15 protein-coding genes and 1 pseudogene are annotated in these 15847 nt (G+C 70.2%); 7 read left to right on the plus strand and 9 right to left on the minus strand.

Annotated elements, in window-relative coordinates; all coding sequences use genetic code 11:
- Positions 1 to 87: 87 nt before the first annotated feature.
- On the minus strand, positions 88 to 1251 hold the full coding sequence (locus BUR99_RS10340; RefSeq protein ID WP_074260217.1) for a hypothetical protein: 1164 nt from the start codon (positions 1249 to 1251) through the stop codon (positions 88 to 90).
- A 131-nt stretch (positions 1252 to 1382) separates the two neighbouring features.
- On the opposite strand from BUR99_RS10340, the gene BUR99_RS10345 reads away from it, so the two are divergent.
- The 4 genes from BUR99_RS10345 to BUR99_RS10360 all read left to right on the plus strand — a co-directional run bounded on the left by BUR99_RS10345 (position 1383) and on the right by BUR99_RS10360 (position 5130).
- Positions 1383 to 2642: a sensor histidine kinase gene (locus tag BUR99_RS10345; RefSeq protein ID WP_143231573.1), complete on the plus strand. Its 1260-nt coding sequence runs from the start codon at positions 1383 to 1385 to the stop codon at positions 2640 to 2642.
- Positions 2639 to 3322 carry a response regulator transcription factor gene (locus tag BUR99_RS10350; RefSeq protein ID WP_074260219.1) on the plus strand — a complete coding sequence of 228 codons (684 nt, stop codon included), beginning with the start codon at positions 2639 to 2641 and terminating at the stop codon, positions 3320 to 3322. The genes BUR99_RS10345 and BUR99_RS10350 overlap by 4 nt, the downstream gene beginning before the upstream one ends.
- A 46-nt stretch (positions 3323 to 3368) precedes the next feature.
- Complete coding sequence (locus BUR99_RS10355) at positions 3369 to 4007, plus strand: DNA-directed RNA polymerase subunit beta (RefSeq protein WP_074260220.1); 639 nt, start codon at positions 3369 to 3371, stop codon at positions 4005 to 4007.
- Positions 4008 to 4242: 235 nt separating this feature from the next.
- Entirely contained in the window at positions 4243 to 5130 is an 888-nt protein-coding gene (locus BUR99_RS10360; RefSeq protein WP_074260221.1) for an aminodeoxychorismate lyase, read from the plus strand.
- Here the strand turns inward: BUR99_RS10360 and pstB are convergent.
- From pstB to BUR99_RS10395, 7 genes are all read right to left on the minus strand, one after another.
- Positions 5127 to 5906 (minus strand): phosphate ABC transporter ATP-binding protein PstB, encoded by a 780-nt coding sequence (gene pstB, locus BUR99_RS10365; RefSeq protein WP_074260222.1) that lies wholly within the window; start codon positions 5904 to 5906, stop codon positions 5127 to 5129. The genes BUR99_RS10360 and pstB overlap by 4 nt on opposite strands.
- 22 nt (positions 5907 to 5928) lie before the next feature.
- Complete coding sequence (gene pstA, locus BUR99_RS10370) at positions 5929 to 7023, minus strand: phosphate ABC transporter permease PstA (protein ID WP_074260223.1); 1095 nt, start codon at positions 7021 to 7023, stop codon at positions 5929 to 5931.
- A complete protein-coding gene (gene pstC / locus BUR99_RS10375) occupies positions 7023 to 7961 on the minus strand; it encodes a phosphate ABC transporter permease subunit PstC (RefSeq protein WP_074260224.1) in 939 nt (312 codons plus the stop codon). Before pstC ends, pstA begins: the two co-directional genes overlap by 1 nt.
- Before the next feature lie 91 nt (positions 7962 to 8052).
- Positions 8053 to 9144, minus strand: a complete 1092-nt coding sequence (locus BUR99_RS10380) for a phosphate ABC transporter substrate-binding protein PstS (RefSeq protein ID WP_074260225.1) — start codon at positions 9142 to 9144, stop codon at positions 8053 to 8055.
- Positions 9145 to 9374: 230 nt separating this feature from the next.
- Positions 9375 to 10310 (minus strand): NUDIX hydrolase, encoded by a 936-nt coding sequence (locus tag BUR99_RS10385; protein ID WP_074260226.1) that lies wholly within the window; start codon positions 10308 to 10310, stop codon positions 9375 to 9377.
- Positions 10307 to 12499, minus strand: coding sequence for an RNA degradosome polyphosphate kinase (locus BUR99_RS10390; RefSeq protein ID WP_074260227.1), 2193 nt, complete (start codon positions 12497 to 12499; stop codon positions 10307 to 10309). Before BUR99_RS10390 ends, BUR99_RS10385 begins: the two co-directional genes overlap by 4 nt.
- A gap of 45 nt (positions 12500 to 12544) precedes the next feature.
- Entirely contained in the window at positions 12545 to 13231 is a 687-nt protein-coding gene (locus BUR99_RS10395; RefSeq protein WP_074260228.1) for a response regulator transcription factor, read from the minus strand.
- 79 nt (positions 13232 to 13310) lie between these two features.
- Between BUR99_RS10395 and BUR99_RS10400 the strand changes: the two genes are divergently transcribed.
- The 3 genes from BUR99_RS10400 (at position 13311) to ygfZ (ending at position 15536) form a co-directional block, all read left to right on the plus strand.
- Entirely contained in the window at positions 13311 to 13622 is a 312-nt protein-coding gene (locus BUR99_RS10400; RefSeq protein WP_074260229.1) for a hypothetical protein, read from the plus strand.
- A gap of 139 nt (positions 13623 to 13761) precedes the next feature.
- Positions 13762 to 14370, plus strand: coding sequence for a nitrobindin family protein (locus BUR99_RS10405; protein ID WP_074260230.1), 609 nt, complete (start codon positions 13762 to 13764; stop codon positions 14368 to 14370).
- The gene (ygfZ, locus tag BUR99_RS10410; protein ID WP_074260231.1) at positions 14370 to 15536 is read left to right on the plus strand and encodes a CAF17-like 4Fe-4S cluster assembly/insertion protein YgfZ; all 1167 of its coding nucleotides are present in this window, start codon (positions 14370 to 14372) and stop codon (positions 15534 to 15536) included. The genes BUR99_RS10405 and ygfZ overlap by 1 nt, the downstream gene beginning before the upstream one ends.
- 131 nt (positions 15537 to 15667) lie before the next feature.
- Here the strand turns inward: ygfZ and BUR99_RS10415 are convergent.
- Positions 15668 to 15847, minus strand: a pseudogene (locus tag BUR99_RS10415) (hypothetical protein); the annotation flags it as partial.

Consider the following 15847-nt stretch of genomic DNA (forward strand, 5'->3'; position numbering starts at 1 on the left):
TCTCCGGCAACCGGTGTCAGAGTATTCCTCGGTTCTGTGGGCGTCGAGGTTGCGACTCCACCCAGAACAGGGGGCACCCCTCCGCTTCTACGGCTCCTGGTCGACAGCGCGCCACTCCACGTACGCCGCCACGGCGAGCCCGAGCATCGGTCCCCAGAACCAGAACGGCAGCACGAGGTTCACCAGCAGGGCGTCGGCCGGCGCGTCGACCGGGCCGACGGTCGTCAGCAGCATCGGCACGGCGGCGATGCAGAGGATGCCGGCTGCGACGAAGCCGGGCACGGCGGCCAGGCCGACCGGCACGGGCCGTCCGCCGACGCGCGGCATCCAGTTCGGGAAGACCCGGCCCCACGGCAGGATCAAGCCCAGCGTGAGCAGGCTGGCGGCGGCTCCGCCGGCGCCGATCACGAGACCGGTGGCGAGTGTCGCCGGTTCGAGGTGCTCGCCGCTCGGCCCGAAGAGCGGCCATGGCGTCAGCCAGCTCGCCCGTGCAATGGCGTAGGGCAGCGGCCCGATCGCGGCGAGCACGGTGAGGGCCCGGCGGTGCCGCACGAGCCACGCTGCCACGCGACCCGTGCCCGCCGAACGGAGCGCCATGATCGCCGTCGCAGCCCAGACGAGTGCGGAGATCAGCCCGAGCCCCACGACCGCGAAGCCCGGGAGCCCGGCGGCGAGTGCGCCCCCGACTCCGACGGCGAAGCCCGCGAGTCCGCCGAACGTCAGGCCGGCCCACCAGACGGATGCCGCGACCAGCAGGAGCAGGCCGGCCAGCAGTGCCGCGCCGAGCCGCGGTGCCCGCACGAGGGCGACCGCGATCGTGACGAGGCCGGCGACCACCGCGACGGCGCCGAAGAGGTATCCCGTGATGGCGATGCCCGACATGCTGCCGAACGTGAAGGCGAACGCGACGGCGAGGGCCGCTGCGCCGGCGCCCGCGGCGATCGACGGCTGTCGTGACCCGCGACGACGGGCGGCGAGCACCGTGCCGAGCGCGATGCCCGCTGCGCCGATGGCGAGAGAGAGGATCGCCGCTGCCGTCGGGTCGAGCAGCAGAGTCGCGAGGCTCGGCGCGGCGGGGCGGGTGAACGGGCTGATCGCCGGCTCCACGAGCCAGACGATCGAGAGTCCGGCGACGATCGCGGAGGCGACGAGCGCCGTGAGGGCGAGGGGCCGGACGTGTTCCGCAGCGCGGCGACGGGGTGCGTCCGGTCGACTCGGATTGGCGCGGGCGACCGGGTCGGTGGTGGTCACGATGCAGCTCCTCTGGATCGGTGTTCGGCCGCTCGGTGCGACCACGGTCAGCGTGCCAGCGTGGTGGATCGTGCGCCTCACCCCGACGGGTGAGGCGTGCGTCGGAAGGCGCGGGTAGCGTGATCGTCGACATGGACCCTTCAGACGACCCGGCCCGATCGGCGCGGAACCCGACGCTCGCGGATCTGGTGGCGGCGCTCGCCGCAGCCGCGGCACTGCTGCCGCTCACGATCGTCGAAGTGCTCCGAGCGATGCCGGTGGACGCGGGCTGGAGGGCCCTCGTCATCGGCTCGTTCGTGCTGCTGCACGCGGCCGTGGCCCTGCGTCGTCGCTCGCCGGTCGGCGGCCTGGTGTTCGCCTCGGTGATCATGCTGGCGCTGACCGCGGCGAGCCTGCCGGGCAGCCCCACCATCGCGGTGCTCCTGCCGAGCAGCCTCGTCTACCTCGTCTTCGTCTTCACCGCGGCGGCGAGCGGTGAACGCCTGGCCGACGCCGCGGCGCTCGCCCTGGGGCTCGCGGGAGCCGCGCTGATGACGGCAGTGGCGATCGCCCACGACGCAGCCGATGCGATCGTCGCCGATCCGGGAGCGCTCGTCACGCTCGCGGGGTTCCTCGTGGCATCGATCGGAGCCGCATGGGCGCTCGGTCGCTCCCGGCTCGAGCTCCGCCGCGCTCGCGCCGCGCGGGAGGTCACCCGCGAGCAGGCCGCCGAGCTCCGCGTGCAGCGCGAGCGCGAGGCCGCCGCCGAGGAGCGCCGCCGCCTCGGCCGCGACCTGCACGACGTGGTGTCGCATTCGCTCGCCGTCATGGTCGCCCAGGCCGAGGCGTCGCGCGTGCTGCTCGGGCGCGACGACGTGCGCGCCCGTGCGGCGATCGAACACGTCGTGGCGACCGGTCGCAGCGCGATGGCGGACATGCGCGGCCTCGTCTCGGTGCTGGCCGTGCCACCGGACGACGGCGAGCACGATGCCGCCCCGATGGAGCCGAGTCCGGGTCTGGCGGACCTGCCGGATCTCGTCGATCGGGCGGCAGCGCCCGGCCGAGCCGCGACGTTCGAACAGGCCGGGACGGCTCGCACGGTCAGCCCGGGCCTCGGCCTCACGGTGTACCGCGTCGTGCAGGAGTCCCTCACGAACACGCTGAAGCACACGGAGCCGCCGACGAGGAGCGTCGTGCGACTCCAATGGGGCGTCGACGTGCTCGAGGTGACCGTCGTCGACGACGGCCGTGCGGAGGCCACCACGATCGCCCCGACCGAGGGTCGCGGCATCCGCGGCATGCGGGAACGGACGCGGCAGCTCGGCGGCGACCTCGAGAACGGCCCGATCGATGGCGGCGGATGGCGCACTCGACTGACGTTGCCGCTACCTCCCTCGGAGATGCCGCGATGACCGGCCTCGACCACGCGGCATCCGCTCGCATCCGCGTCGCCATCGCCGACGATCAGGAGCTCATCCGTTCCGCGGTCGCCGTCATGGTGGAGGCGCACGCCGACCTCGAACTCGTCGGCACGGCGTCCGACGGCGGCGAGCTCCTCGCACTGGCCCGGGCCCACCGCCTCGACGTGGTGCTGATGGACATCCGGATGCCCCGCCTCGACGGAATCGAGGCCACCCGCCGCCTCGTCGCGGAGCACCCGGCGACGCGGGCGCTCATCCTCACGACGTACGACCTCGACGAGTACGTCTTCGCGGCGATCCGCGCGGGCGCGAGCGGCTTCCTCACGAAGGATGCCTCGAGCGACGAGATCGCCGCGGCGATCCGGGCCGTCCACGGAGGCGACGCCGTGCTCGCTCCCCGGGCGACCGCGAGTCTCGTCGAGTTCGTCGCGCAGGCCGCGACTCCCGCCGATCCCGCCGAGCTGCTCGCCGCCCTGACGCCGCGTGAGCGAGAGGTGCTCATGCAGCTCGTCACCGGCGCCTCGAACGAGCAGGTCGCCGCTCGCCTCTACCTGACCGGCAACACCGTGAAGACCCATGTCCGGTCGATCCTCGCCAAGCTCGACCTCGCCGACCGCGTGCACGTCGTCATCTGGGCGTTCGAGCACGGGATCGCCGGCACACGTTCGTGAGCGCCACGAGGTCGGCGCTCGGCGAAGGCGGGTAATGTGTGCGGCGATGGCATCCGAATTCTCTCGCCCCACCAAGTTCCCGCCCGGCATGTTCGAGGCCTTCCAGGGTGCGGAGGACCCGGCGCACCTGAGCCGGGTCGCCCACGACACGGCCGCTGCGCTGCTCTCGCGGGTGCAGGCCGACCCCGATCCAGAGGTCGTCGCGAGACTCGTCGCCTACACCGACGAGCACGGCATCGACGCGATCGCCGAGCTCTGGTCGCGCGCCTCGGCGAAGAGCCTGCCCGGGGCGCTCTGGCGCGTGTACCTGCTGCGCGCCCTCATCCGTCAGGACCCGCGCAGCATGAGCCTCGCCTTCCAGCGCGGGGCGGAGGTCTCGCACACGATCGACCAGGTCGTCGCGGGCGCCGCCATCCCGGCCGGACCCGACGAGGTCGTCGAGCTCGCCGACCGAATCCTGCACGGGCTGTTCACGGGCGACTTCGCCGTCGCCCTCGAGCGCGCCGCGGCGTTCGCACGCGTCGCGGCGGTGGGGTCGGCGAGCCTCGCCGACGACGCCGATGAGACCGACGCCGTGCATCCCGACCGCCCCGCGAAGCTCACGACGCGGGCCTACCGCCTCACGGAGCTCGCCGATGAGCTGACCTCCTGCGCTCGCCTCTGGCGGCGCGACGCACTCGATTGAGGGTCGACCGGCATCGAGAGGGAATGAACACCCTCCCGACGTCGTTTAGAATTGACGTGGCCGGTCGCAGTAACCCCGGGCTCCAATATTCGCCGCTCCGAGCGGCCTCGCGCCGAGAGGCGTTCTGCGGCCGGCCTCTTGCATGCCCGGGAGCATCGCCGGGCCCCGGCCCGAGCGTCGTCGAGCGGATGCCTCGGCGCGGCGTCGGCCCGCGGCATCCGCGTAGCATCGGAGCATGACCGAGACCGTCACGCTCCTCATCGAACCCGCTCCCGCCGACGCACGCGACATCGACGTCGCCTCCACCCTGCGCGATGTGGATGCTGCGGCCCCGGCACTGCGCGTGGGGGAGCTGTCGACGCAGCGCGGCGACGGCATCTTCGAGACCATCGGCGTCGTCGACGGCCACGCACAGGAGACCGGGCCGCACCTCGCCCGCCTCCGCAACTCCGCGCTCATCTGCGAGCTGCCGGAGCCGAACCTCGGCCAGTGGCAGGCCGCCATCGACACGGCGGTCGCGCGACTTCCGCAGCGCGGCGAGTTCGCGCTGAAGCTCGTGCTGAGCCGAGGCGTCGAGCACGGGCCCGCCCCCACCGCGTGGCTGCATGCCGTGCCCGCGGCCGACTTCAGCGGCGTGCGCGAGCGCGGCATCACCGCCGTCACCCTCGACCGCGGGTACGCGCACGACGCCGCGGAACGCGCGCCGTGGCTGCTGCTCGGGGCGAAGACGCTGAGCTACGCCACGAACATGGCGGCACTGCGGGAGGCGCACCGTCGCGGCGCCGACGACACGATCTTCGTCTCGTCCGACGGGTACGTCATGGAGGGGCCGACGTCGAGCGTGATCCTCCGTCACGGCGAGGTGTACTCCACGCCTGCGCCGTCAGGGGCGATCCTGCACGGCACCACGCAGCAGAGTCTCTTCGAGCACCTCGAGTCGACGGGGCGCACCACGAAGTACCGCGAGATCCCGACCGCAGAGCTCGCGACGGCCGATGCGATCTGGCTGGTCTCGAGCGTGCGCCTCGCCGCGGGAGTGACCCGGCTCGACGGGGCATCCGTCGCCTACGACGCCGCCGAGACGCGCGCGTTCAACGACTACCTGCTCTCGCCGCGCGACTAGCCGAAGCGACCGGAGACGTAGTCCTCGGTCGCCTGCACCGACGGGTTCGAGAAGATCGTCGTGGTGTCGTCGTACTCGATGAGGTTGCCGGGCTTGCCCGTGCCCGCGATGTTGAAGAACGCGGTCTTGTCGCTGACGCGCGAGGCCTGCTGCATGTTGTGCGTCACGATCACGATCGTGTACTGCTGCTTCAGGTCCTCGATGAGGTCCTCGATCGCGAGGGTCGAGATGGGGTCGAGGGCCGAGCACGGCTCGTCCATGAGGATGACCTCGGGGGAGACGGCGATCGCGCGGGCGATGCAGAGACGCTGCTGCTGGCCGCCTGAGAGGCCGGACCCGGGGCGGTCGAGGCGGTCCTTGACCTCGTTCCACAGGTTGGCGCCGCGCAGCGACTTCTCGACCAGCTCCTCGGCGTCGGACTTCGAGATGCGCTTGTTGTTGAGCTTCACGCCGGCGAGCACGTTCTCCTTGATCGACATCGTCGGGAACGGGTTCGGTCGCTGGAAGACCATGCCCACCTGACGGCGCACGAGCACCGGGTCGACGTCGGGGTCGTAGAGGTTGTTGCCGTCGATCAGCACCTCGCCCTCGACGCGGGCGCCGGGGATGACCTCGTGCATGCGGTTCAGCGTGCGGAGGAAGGTCGACTTGCCGCAGCCCGACGGGCCGATGAAGGCGGTGACGCTGCGGGGCTCGATCGCGAGGTTGACGCCCTCGACGGCGAGGAACTTCGAGTAGTAGACGTTGAGGTCACGGACCTCGATGCGCTTGGACACGGGTTTCCTTTGCTTGCGGAGGTCAGCGGCCGAACTTCGGCGCGAAGAATCGGGCGACGAGCCTCGCGATGAGGTTCAGCGCCATGACGATGAGGATGAGGGTGAGGGCGGCGGCCCAGGCGCGGTCGAGGTAGGCCTGCGGCGGGTTGCCCTGGTTCGCGTACTGCGTGTACACGAACACCGGCAGCGACTGCATGCGACCGTCGAAGAGGTTGTAGTTCACGCTGGCGGTGAACCCGGCAGCGATGAGGAGCGGCGCCGTCTCGCCGATGACGCGGGCGATCGAGAGCATGACACCCGTCGTGATGCCGGCGATCGAGGTGGGCAGCACGACCTTGACGATCGTCAGCCACTTCGGCACGCCGAGCGCGAAGGCGGCTTCGCGGAGTTCGTTCGGCACGAGGCGGAGCATCTCCTCACTCGAGCGCACGACCACGGGGATCATCAGGAGCGAGAGCGCCACTGCGCCCGCGATGCCGGTGCGGGTGCCGGGACCCAGGAAGATCGCGAACAGCGAGTAGGCGAAGAGGCCGGCGACGATCGACGGGATGCCGGTCATGACGTCGACGAGGAAGGTGACGCCGCGGGCGAGCCTGCCGCGCCCGTACTCGACGAGGTAGATCGAGGTCATCAGGCCGATCGGGATCGAGATGACCGCCGCGGCGCCCGTCATGAGCAGGGTGCCGACGATCGCGTGCACGATGCCGCCGCCCTCACCGGTGACGTTGCGCATCGACATCGAGAAGAAGTCGGCGTCGAAGCGCGCGGCGCCGAGGGTCACGACCGTGATGCCGAGCGAGACGAGCGGGATCATCGCGAGCAGGAAGGCGCCCGTCACGAGCGCCGTCACGAGGCGGTCCATCGCTCGGCGGCGGCCCTCGACGAGGGTCGAGAACAGCCAGATGGCCGGGATGTAGAGGAGTGCGCCGACGAAGAGCGCCCCGCCCCAGTTGTAGCCCGAGCCGGAACCGAACGAGACGACGGCGAACACCGCGGCGGACACAGCGATGGCGGCGACGAGGATCGTCCACGGCGCCGACTTCGGGAGTCGTCCGGCGGTCAGCGAGTTGGCGATGGCGACGCCGGTCTCGGGAGCCTGAGTGGTCTGGATGGTCATCAGTTGGCTCCCGAGAATTCCTTGCGGCGGCTGACGATCCAGCGCGCGAAGGCGTTGACCGCGAAGGTCACGACGAAGAGGATGAGGCCGGTGGCGATCAGGACGTTGACGTTCAGTCCGTACGCCTCGGGGAAGCTGAGGGCGATGTTCGCCGCGATCGTGTTCGGGTTGACGGAGGTCAGCAGCTGGAAGGTGATCACCGGCGAGGCGGAGAGCACCATGGCGACGGCCATCGTCTCGCCGAGCGCACGGCCGAGGCCGAGCACCGATGCGGAGATGATGCCCGAGCGGCCGAAGGGCAGCACCGCGGTGCGGATCATCTCCCAGCGGGTGGCGCCGAGGGCGAGGGCCGCCTCCTCGTGCAGCACCGGCGTCTGCAGGAACACCTCGCGGCAGATCGCGGTCATGATCGGCAGCACCATGACGGCGAGCACGAGGGCCGCCGTCAGGATCGTGCGGCCCGTGGCCGAGGGGGTGCCGCTGAAGAGGGGGATCCAGCCGAGGTACTCGTTCAGCCAGGCGTAGGCGTCGACGAGCGCCGGGGCGAAGACGCCGATGCCCCACAGGCCGAAGACGACCGACGGCACCGCGGCGAGGAGGTCGACGACGTAGCCGAGCACCGATGCGAGGCGGCGCGGTGCGTAGTGCGAGATGAAGAGCGCGATGCCGATGGAGATCGGCAGGGCGACGAGGAGCGCGAGCGCGGCCGCCCACACCGTGCCGAAGACGAGCGGACCGACGTAGTCCCAGAAGTTCGTCTTCAGGATGGAGGCGTCTTCGGTCGTGGCGACCACCGCGGGGATGCTCTGGACGATGAGGAAGACGGCCACCGCTGCCAGGGTGACGAGGATCATGGATCCCGCGAACACCGCCGAGCGGGAGAAGACGAGGTCGCCGATGCGGAGCTTCGCCTTGATCGGGGCCGGTGCGGACGTCATCTGGTGCGATCCTCGGAGTTCTTGAGTCGGGTTCTTGAGACGCGATCGTGCCCGACCCCGTCGCGGACGATCGGGGTCGGGCACGAACCTACTACTTGATCGAGTCGATCGCAGCAGTGATCTTCTCGCGGAGCGAGTCCGAGATCGGAGCCGAACCGGCGTCGGCCGCTGCGGTGTCCTGGCCCTCGGGGCTCGCGATGTACGAGAGGTAGCCCTTGACGAGGTCGACGTTCGCCGGGTCCTCGTACTGGCCGCACGCGATGAGGTAGCTCACGAGCACGATCGGGTAGACGCCGGCCTCTTCCGAGGTGCGATCGATGTCGATGGCGAGGTCGCCCTCGGCGCGGCCTTCGGCGAACGGCGAGTGGTCGACGATCGCGGCAGCGGCCTCGGGGGAGTACGGCACGAACTCGTCGCCGACCTTGATCGAGACGGTGCCGAGGTCACCGGCGCGCGAGGCGTCGGCGTAGCCGATGGTGCCGTTGCCGTTGCTCACGGCGTCGACGAGTCCGGAGGTGCCCTGTGCGGCCTCGCCGCCTTCGAGCGGCCACACGCCGTCGGCTTCCCAGGTCCACACGTCAGCAGCTGCTGCGCCGAGGTACTCGGTGAAGTTCTCGGTGGTGCCCGAGTCGTCCGAGCGGTGCACGGGCGTGATGGCGAGGTCGGGCAGCGTCGCGTCGGGGTTCGTCGCGGCGATCGCCGGGTCGTTCCAGTTGGTGATCGTTCCGGCGAAGATGCCGGCGACGGTCGCTGCGTCGAGGTCGAGCGAGTCGACGCCCTCGACGTTGAAGATCACGGCGATCGGCGAGATGTAGAGCGGCAGCTCGACGATGGTGGAGTCGGCGGCGCACTTCTTGAAGCCGCCGGCGGCGAGCTCCTCGTCCTTGAACGCACGGTCGGAGCCGGCGAAGTTGCTGGCGCCCTCGAGGAAGGTCTCGCGACCTGCGCCCGAACCGGAGGGGTCGTAGTCGACGGTGACATCGGGGTTCGCGGTCTGGAAACCGGCGATCCACGACTGCTGGGCCGCATCCTGCGAGGACGCGCCCGCGCCGACGAGGTTGCCCGAGAGCGTCGATGCCGACTCCGACGGAGCTGCGCCGCCTTCGTTCGAGGCACAGGAGCTGAGCGCGATCGCCGCAGTGACGGCGATGACGGCGGGCACGCCGAGACGCTTGAGGTTCACGTGAATTCCCTTCCGGGGTTCGATTGCAGGGTGTGGGCCGGTGCCGACCCGCCTGCGACGCTAATGAGCGCGCCTTACGAGCATCCGTTACGACGGTAAACAGCAGGTGAACGACCGCTGTCGCACTGGCCTCGCAGGCCGCCGGCTACGCCGGACCGCGAGTCGCGGCGGGGCTGCGCGCCCTCGACTGGGGGTCTGCTGGGAATGCTGCGGAGAACCTCGGAGACGACTCAGGCGCGAGGCGCGTGCGTCTCGATCGCGATGATGCCGGACCCCGGGCTCGTGGCCGAGAGGTGCACGACACTGAACGCACCGGTCTCGAGGCCCGCGGCATCCGTCACGTAGGACCCGAGCGGTGTGCCGGTGGCGAGGGCCACCTCGCGCATGATCTCGGGCAGCACCGGTCCGTGGCTGCAGATGATCGCGCTCTTGCCGGCGCGGACCCGCTTGCCGACGACTCTCCGCACCTCGTCTTCGCCGGCCTCCCAGGCGTCTTGGCTGATGCCGGCGTCGCGCTTGATCTCGAGGCCCGCAGCCGCGGCGAGCGGGGTGACGGTCGTCACGCAGCGCACCGCCGGACTCGACACGATGCGCTTCGGCGCCCACGCGCCGAGCGTCGCGACGAGGCCTGCGGCCTGTTCGACGCCGCGCTCGGTGAGCGGCCGCGCCGCGTCGTCACCGGGCCACGACGAGCGCCCGACGGCTTTGCCGTGGCGCACGACGGCGAGCGCGAAGGTCGAGGTGACGCCCTGGTCGAGGAGTGTCGCGAAGGCGTCGAGTATCTCGACGTCGGGCTCGTAGCTCAGGTAGGTGCGCGCGCGCTTGATGGTGACCCACTCGAGCGCGGCCACCTCGGCGTTGGGCTTGAAGGTCGAGCGCTGCACGGCCCGATCGCTCACCTCGGCGGCCCAGTAGTGCACGATCTTCTCGCGACCGCTCGGCAGCGGATACCGGGAGACGCCGAGCGGCACGCCGAGCGCGACCGCGAGCCCGGTCTCCTCCTCGATCTCGCGCACGGCGGTCTGCGGCAGGGATTCGCCCGGGTCGACCTTCCCCTTGGGAATCGTGACGTCGCCGTAGACGGTGCGGTGGATCACCAGCACATGCACCTTGCCGTCGATGAGGCGCCAGCAGACGGCTCCCGCGGCGTAGATCGCCGTCGTCACCGCCGGGATCCCGATCGCGGGCGCTGCCCTGAGCGGGTGCGCTGGCCGATCTGCTGCATGAGCCTATTCTGCATGTCGTCGAGCGGATGCCCCGCCTCGTCGGTCGCGTGGCGGGTCCATTCGCCCGAGCCGTCGAGCCACCACGAGCTCGTGGTCTCGGCCATCGCGAGGTCGAAGAGCCCGTCGATCTCGGCCAGGTGAGCCGGATCGGCCAGCCGCACGAGCGCCTCGACACGGCGGTCGAGATTGCGGTGCATCATGTCGGCCGATCCGATGTAGACCTGCGGGTCGCCGTCGTTGAGGAACGAGAAGATGCGCGAGTGCTCGAGGTAGCGCCCGAGGATCGATCGCACCGTGATGTGCTCACTGAGACCGGGGATGCCGGGGCGGAGGCTGCAGATGCCGCGCACCCACACCTCGACCGGCACGCCGGCGTTCGACGCGCGGTACAGGGCGTCGATGATCGCCTCGTCGACGATCGAGTTCATCTTGATGCGGATGCCTGCGGGCCGGCCCGCCTCGGCGTTGGCGATCTCGCCCGCGATGAGCTTCAGGAGGCCCTTGCGCAGGTGCAACGGGGCGACGAGCAGCCGTTTGAACTTCTTCTCGATGGCGTAGCCCGAGAGCTCGTTGAAGAGGCGCGTCAGGTCTTTGCCGACCTGGTCGTCGGCGGTGAGCAGGCCGAGGTCCTCGTAGATGCGGCTGGTCTTCGGGTTGTAGTTGCCCGTGCCGATGTGGCTGTAGTGGCGGAGGCCGCCTTTCTCCTGACGGATCACGAGCGCGAGCTTGCAGTGCGTCTTCAGTCCGACGAGGCCGTAGACGACATGCACACCGGCCTTCTCGAGCTTGCGCGCCCACGAGATGTTGGCCTGCTCGTCGAAACGGGCCTTGATCTCGACGAGGGCGAGCACCTGCTTGCCCGACTCGGCCGCGTCGATGAGCGCCTCGACGATCGGGCTGTCGCCCGACGTGCGGTAGAGGGTCTGCTTGATCGCGAGCACGTCGGGGTCGGCTGCGGCCTGCTCGAGGAAGGCCTGCACGCTCGTGGCGAAGGACTCGTAGGGGTGGTGCAGCAGTACGTCTTGTCGCGAGATCGCCGTGAACACGTCGGCACGAAGGTTCGCGTCACTCGGCTGCAGTTGCAGCGCGGTGGTCGGCACATGCGTCGGGTAGTGCAGTTCGGGCCGGTCGAGCCGCGAGAGGTCGAAGAGACCGCCGAGGTCGAGCGGGGCGGGGAGCCGGAAGACCTCCTGCTCCGTGACGTCGAGCTCGCGCACGAGCAGTCCGAGGGTCACCTCGTCCATGTCATCGGTGATCTCGAGGCGGATCGGCGGGCCGAACCTGCGGCGCAGCAGTTCCTTCTCGAGAGCCTTGATCAGGTTCTCGGTCTCGTCCTCCTCGATCTCGACGTCTTCGTTGCGCGTGACGCGGAACACGTGGTGCTCCACGATCTCCATGCCGGGGAAGAGGTCGCCGAGGTGATTGGCGATGAGGTCTTCGAGCGTGATGTACCTGGCGTCTTCGATGGACTCCCCGGGGTCGACCCGCACGAACCGCGGCAGCATCTGCGGCACCTTGACGCGGGCGAACTCCTGCCGGCCGGTGCGGCTGTTGCGCACGCGCACCGAGAGATTGAGCGACAGGCCCGAGATGTAGGGGAACGGATGGGCGGGGTCGACGGCGAGCGGCATCAGCACGGGGAAGATCTGCTTCGAGAAGTAGTCGCGCAGGTGATCGCGCTCGACGTCGCCGAGTTCGGCCCAGGTGATGATGCGGATGCCGGACTCGGCGAGCGTGGGCTTGACGAGCTGCTGGTAGGCGGCGGCGTGCCGCTCCTGCAGCTCGTGCGCCTTCGCCGAGATGTCGCTCAGCACGTCGTGCGGCGAGCGGCCGACGTTCGTGGGTACGGCGAGGCCCGTGACGATGCGCCGCTTCAGCCCGGCGACCCGCACCATGAAGAACTCGTCGAGGTTCGATGCGAAGATCGCGAGGAAGTTCGCCCGTTCGAGCACGGGCACCCGCGGGTCTTCGGCCAGCTCGAGCACGCGCTGGTTGAACGCGAGCCAGCTGAGTTCGCGGTCGAGATAGCGCTCGGATTCGAGTTCGGGCGCGCCTTCGAGGTCGAACGGCTCGAAGTCGTCGTCGAAGTCGCTCGACGTGCGGTCGTCGAGGATGCTGTCGGCGGTCATCACCACATCATGCCACTGGCGCGTGACCGGCAGATGAGGTGAGGGTCAACGGGCGGTGACGGTGGCGTCTTCGTCGTCTTCGTGCACATTGAAGCGGTAGCCGACGTTGCGCACCGTGCCGATGAGGCTGTCGAGGTCGCCGAGCTTCGCCCGGAGTCGCCGCACGTGCACGTCGACGGTGCGGGTGCCGCCGAAGTAGTCGTAGCCCCAGACCTCGCTGAGCAGTTGCTCGCGGGTGAAGACGCGCGACGGGTGGGCGGCGAGGAACCTGAGCAGCTCGAACTCCTTGTAGGTGAGGTCGAGCGTGCGCCCGTGCACCTTCGCCGAGTAGCTCGCCTCGTCGATCACGACGCCCGAGGTCTGGATGCGTTCGCTCGGCTGCGACGACTGCGATCGCCCGATCGCGAGCCGGATGCGAGCGTCGAGCTCGGCCGGCCCCGCGTGCTCGAGCACGACGTCGTCGATGCCCCAGTCGGGCGTGACCGCGGTGAGGCCGCCCTCGGTGACGATCAGCACGAGGGGCACCGAGAGCCCGGTGGTGCGGAGGATCTGCGAGAGCGCCTTCGCTCCGGCGAGATTGGTGCGAGCATCGAGGAAGACGAGATCTGATTCCGGCGCTCTGACCAGCTGCTCAGGCGAAGCGGGAATGACCCGGGTTCGGTGAGTCAGGAGTGACAGAGCCGGAAGAACGTCATCGTTTGCTGCCGGCGACAAGATCAGCAGCTGCGCCACGCATACCCTCCAGTAGTAAGGTGCGGTCAATACTACGGGACGCGAAGACACGCGCCGCGACACGAATGGGGAAGACGATTTGGACCAGACCGACACGAGCAGCGGATGGCTCGGGATCGCCATCGTCTGGGCGATCGCGCTCATCGGGTCGATCGTGATCGTGACGCTCGCCTACTCCGGAACCGAGGCCTGGTTCGGTGACGCCTCGCGCCTCGGCGTCTACGGTGCGCTCGGCATCGTGCTCGCGGCATCCGTCATCGCAGCGCTCATCGTGCAGCTCGCGACGCGACGCCCCGCGGGGTTCGTGCTGCGCGTGAGCTGGAGCATCACCGGAGCCGCGGCGATCGTCGCGATCGCCGCTCTCGTGCTCGCGCCCATCGCGACCGCGTGAGCGGGATACACTCGAAGCATGTCTGAGCTGCTCGCCCTCGAACTCCTTTTCATCGGCCTGCTCGGTCTCGCGAGCCTCGCGATCGCGTGGATCAGCGGAGTGGTCGTCTACAAGCTCTTCAAGGGCCAGCGCTGACCTCATGATCGAGCTGCCCGTCGACCTTCCGGCAGAACTCGTGCCGCTCTCCTGGCTCCTCGGCGTCTGGGAGGGGTCGGGCGTCATCGACTACAAGGCCGGCGAGGACTCGGTCACTCACGAGTTCGGCCAGCGCGTCAGCTTCAGCCACGACGGACTGCCGCACCTGAACTACACGTCGTACACCTGGCTGTTCCCTGCCGAAGAAGGCGGCGATCCCACCCCGCTCGTCACCGAGACGGGCTATTGGCGTCTCGCTCGCGAGCTCGGCGACGGCGACCAGGGCCCCGGCATGCTGCCGGCGATCGGCGAACCCCGGTTCACCGACGCCGAGTCGGTCGAGACGCTGCGCAACGCCGACGGCGGCTTCGACGTGGAGGTGTCGCTCGTGCACCCGGGCGGCGTCAGCGAGCTCTACCTCGGCCAGGTCAAGGGGCCGCGCATCGACCTCGCGACCGACGCCGTCATGCGCGGCAGCGGCGCGAAGGACTACTCGGCGGCGACCCGCCTGTACGGCCTCGTCGACGGACACCTGCTCTGGGCGTGGGACATCGCCGCCCTCGGCCAAGAGCTGCGCACCCACGCGTCGGCCAGACTCGCGAAGGTCGACTGATGACGGAATCCCCGTTCCTCGCACTCCCCGGAGCCGTCGCGGCTGCGGCCGAGGGCGTCGACACCGGCGTCGCCGGCCACTACGGCAACCCGATCGTCGAGCAGCGTCACCTCGAGCGCGGCGACGCGATCGTCGATCTCTCGAACCGGGGCGTCGTGACCATCACCGGCCCCGACCGGCTGTCGTGGCTGCACTCGATGGCCAGCCAGGCGCTCGCGCGCCTCCAGCCCGGAGAGGGAACCGAAGCACTGCTGCTCGACGCCTCGGGCAGGGTCGAGCACGCCGCACACGTGATCGACGACGGCGAGACGACCTGGCTCATCGTCGAGGGCGACGAGGCAGCGAGCATCGCTGCGTTCCTCGACCGCATGCGCTTCATGCTCCGCGTCGAGGTCGTCGACGCGAGCGGCGACGTCGCGGTGCTCGGCGCCATGTCGACGGCGGCGCTCGACGCCGCGACCCCCGCCTTCGCCCCGGCCGGCGTGGCGCTCGACTGGGTCGACCCGTGGGCGCACCCGCGCCCCGGCGGCCACCAGTACGCCCATGACGCCGGCCACCCGGCATCCGAATGGCGCTGGATCGAACGCATCGTGCCGCGCAGAGCGCTCGCCGAAGCCGCCGCAGCCGTGCGTGCCGGCTCCATCGACGCGGCAGGCTCCCTTGCCGCCGAGGCGCTGCGGGTCGCCGCGTGGCGCCCGCGGCTCGCGACCGAGGTCGACGACCGCACCATCCCGCACGAGCTCGACTGGCTGCGCAGCGCCGTCGACCTCGGCAAGGGCTGCTACAAGGGGCAGGAGACGGTCGCCAAGGTGCTGAACCTCGGTCGGCCGCCGCGCAGGCTCGTGCTGCTGCACCTCGACGGCAGCGACACCGTGCTGCCCGCGCCGGGCGACGAGGTCGTCGGCGAGAAGGTGCGCCCCGAACCGGCAGCGGGTGAGGCGCCCGAGCGCAAGGTCGTCGGCCGCATCACCACGGCGGTGATGCATCACGAACTCGGCCCGGTTGCGCTCGCGGTCGTGAAGCGCGCCGTGCCCGCCGATCTGCCGCTCATCGTGCTGAGCCACGGCACCGAGGTCGCCGCAGCACAGGTCGAGATCGTGCCGGCCGACGCCGGGGCGGCCGTCGAGGTGCCGAGGCTTCCTCGCCTCGGAGTGCACAAGGGCTGAGTCGAGCGGATGCCGCGGCGCCCCCGCTGCGCGGCGCTGGCGGGCTGCCGTTCACCACGAACGGGCGTGCACGGCTGGATCTCCGTACACGCCCGTTCGGTCGTTCTGGTGCGTCTCCCTATTCGAAGGTCCTACTCGAAGAGGGAGAGGGTCATGCGGGCGGTGTAGTCGCCGGGTGCGGTGGTGGCGGGGGTGCGGAGGAAGAGGTCTGCGGTCGCGGTCCATGATCCTTCGGTGGCGATCTCGGCGGAGTCGTCGGCCATGGCGAGCAGTTCCTGGTCGACGAGGCCGACGTTGTCGGCGCCGGTGTC

It is taken from the genome of Agromyces cerinus subsp. cerinus (assembly GCF_900142065.1).
GTDB classification, from domain to species: Bacteria; Actinomycetota; Actinomycetes; order Actinomycetales; family Microbacteriaceae; genus Agromyces; species Agromyces cerinus.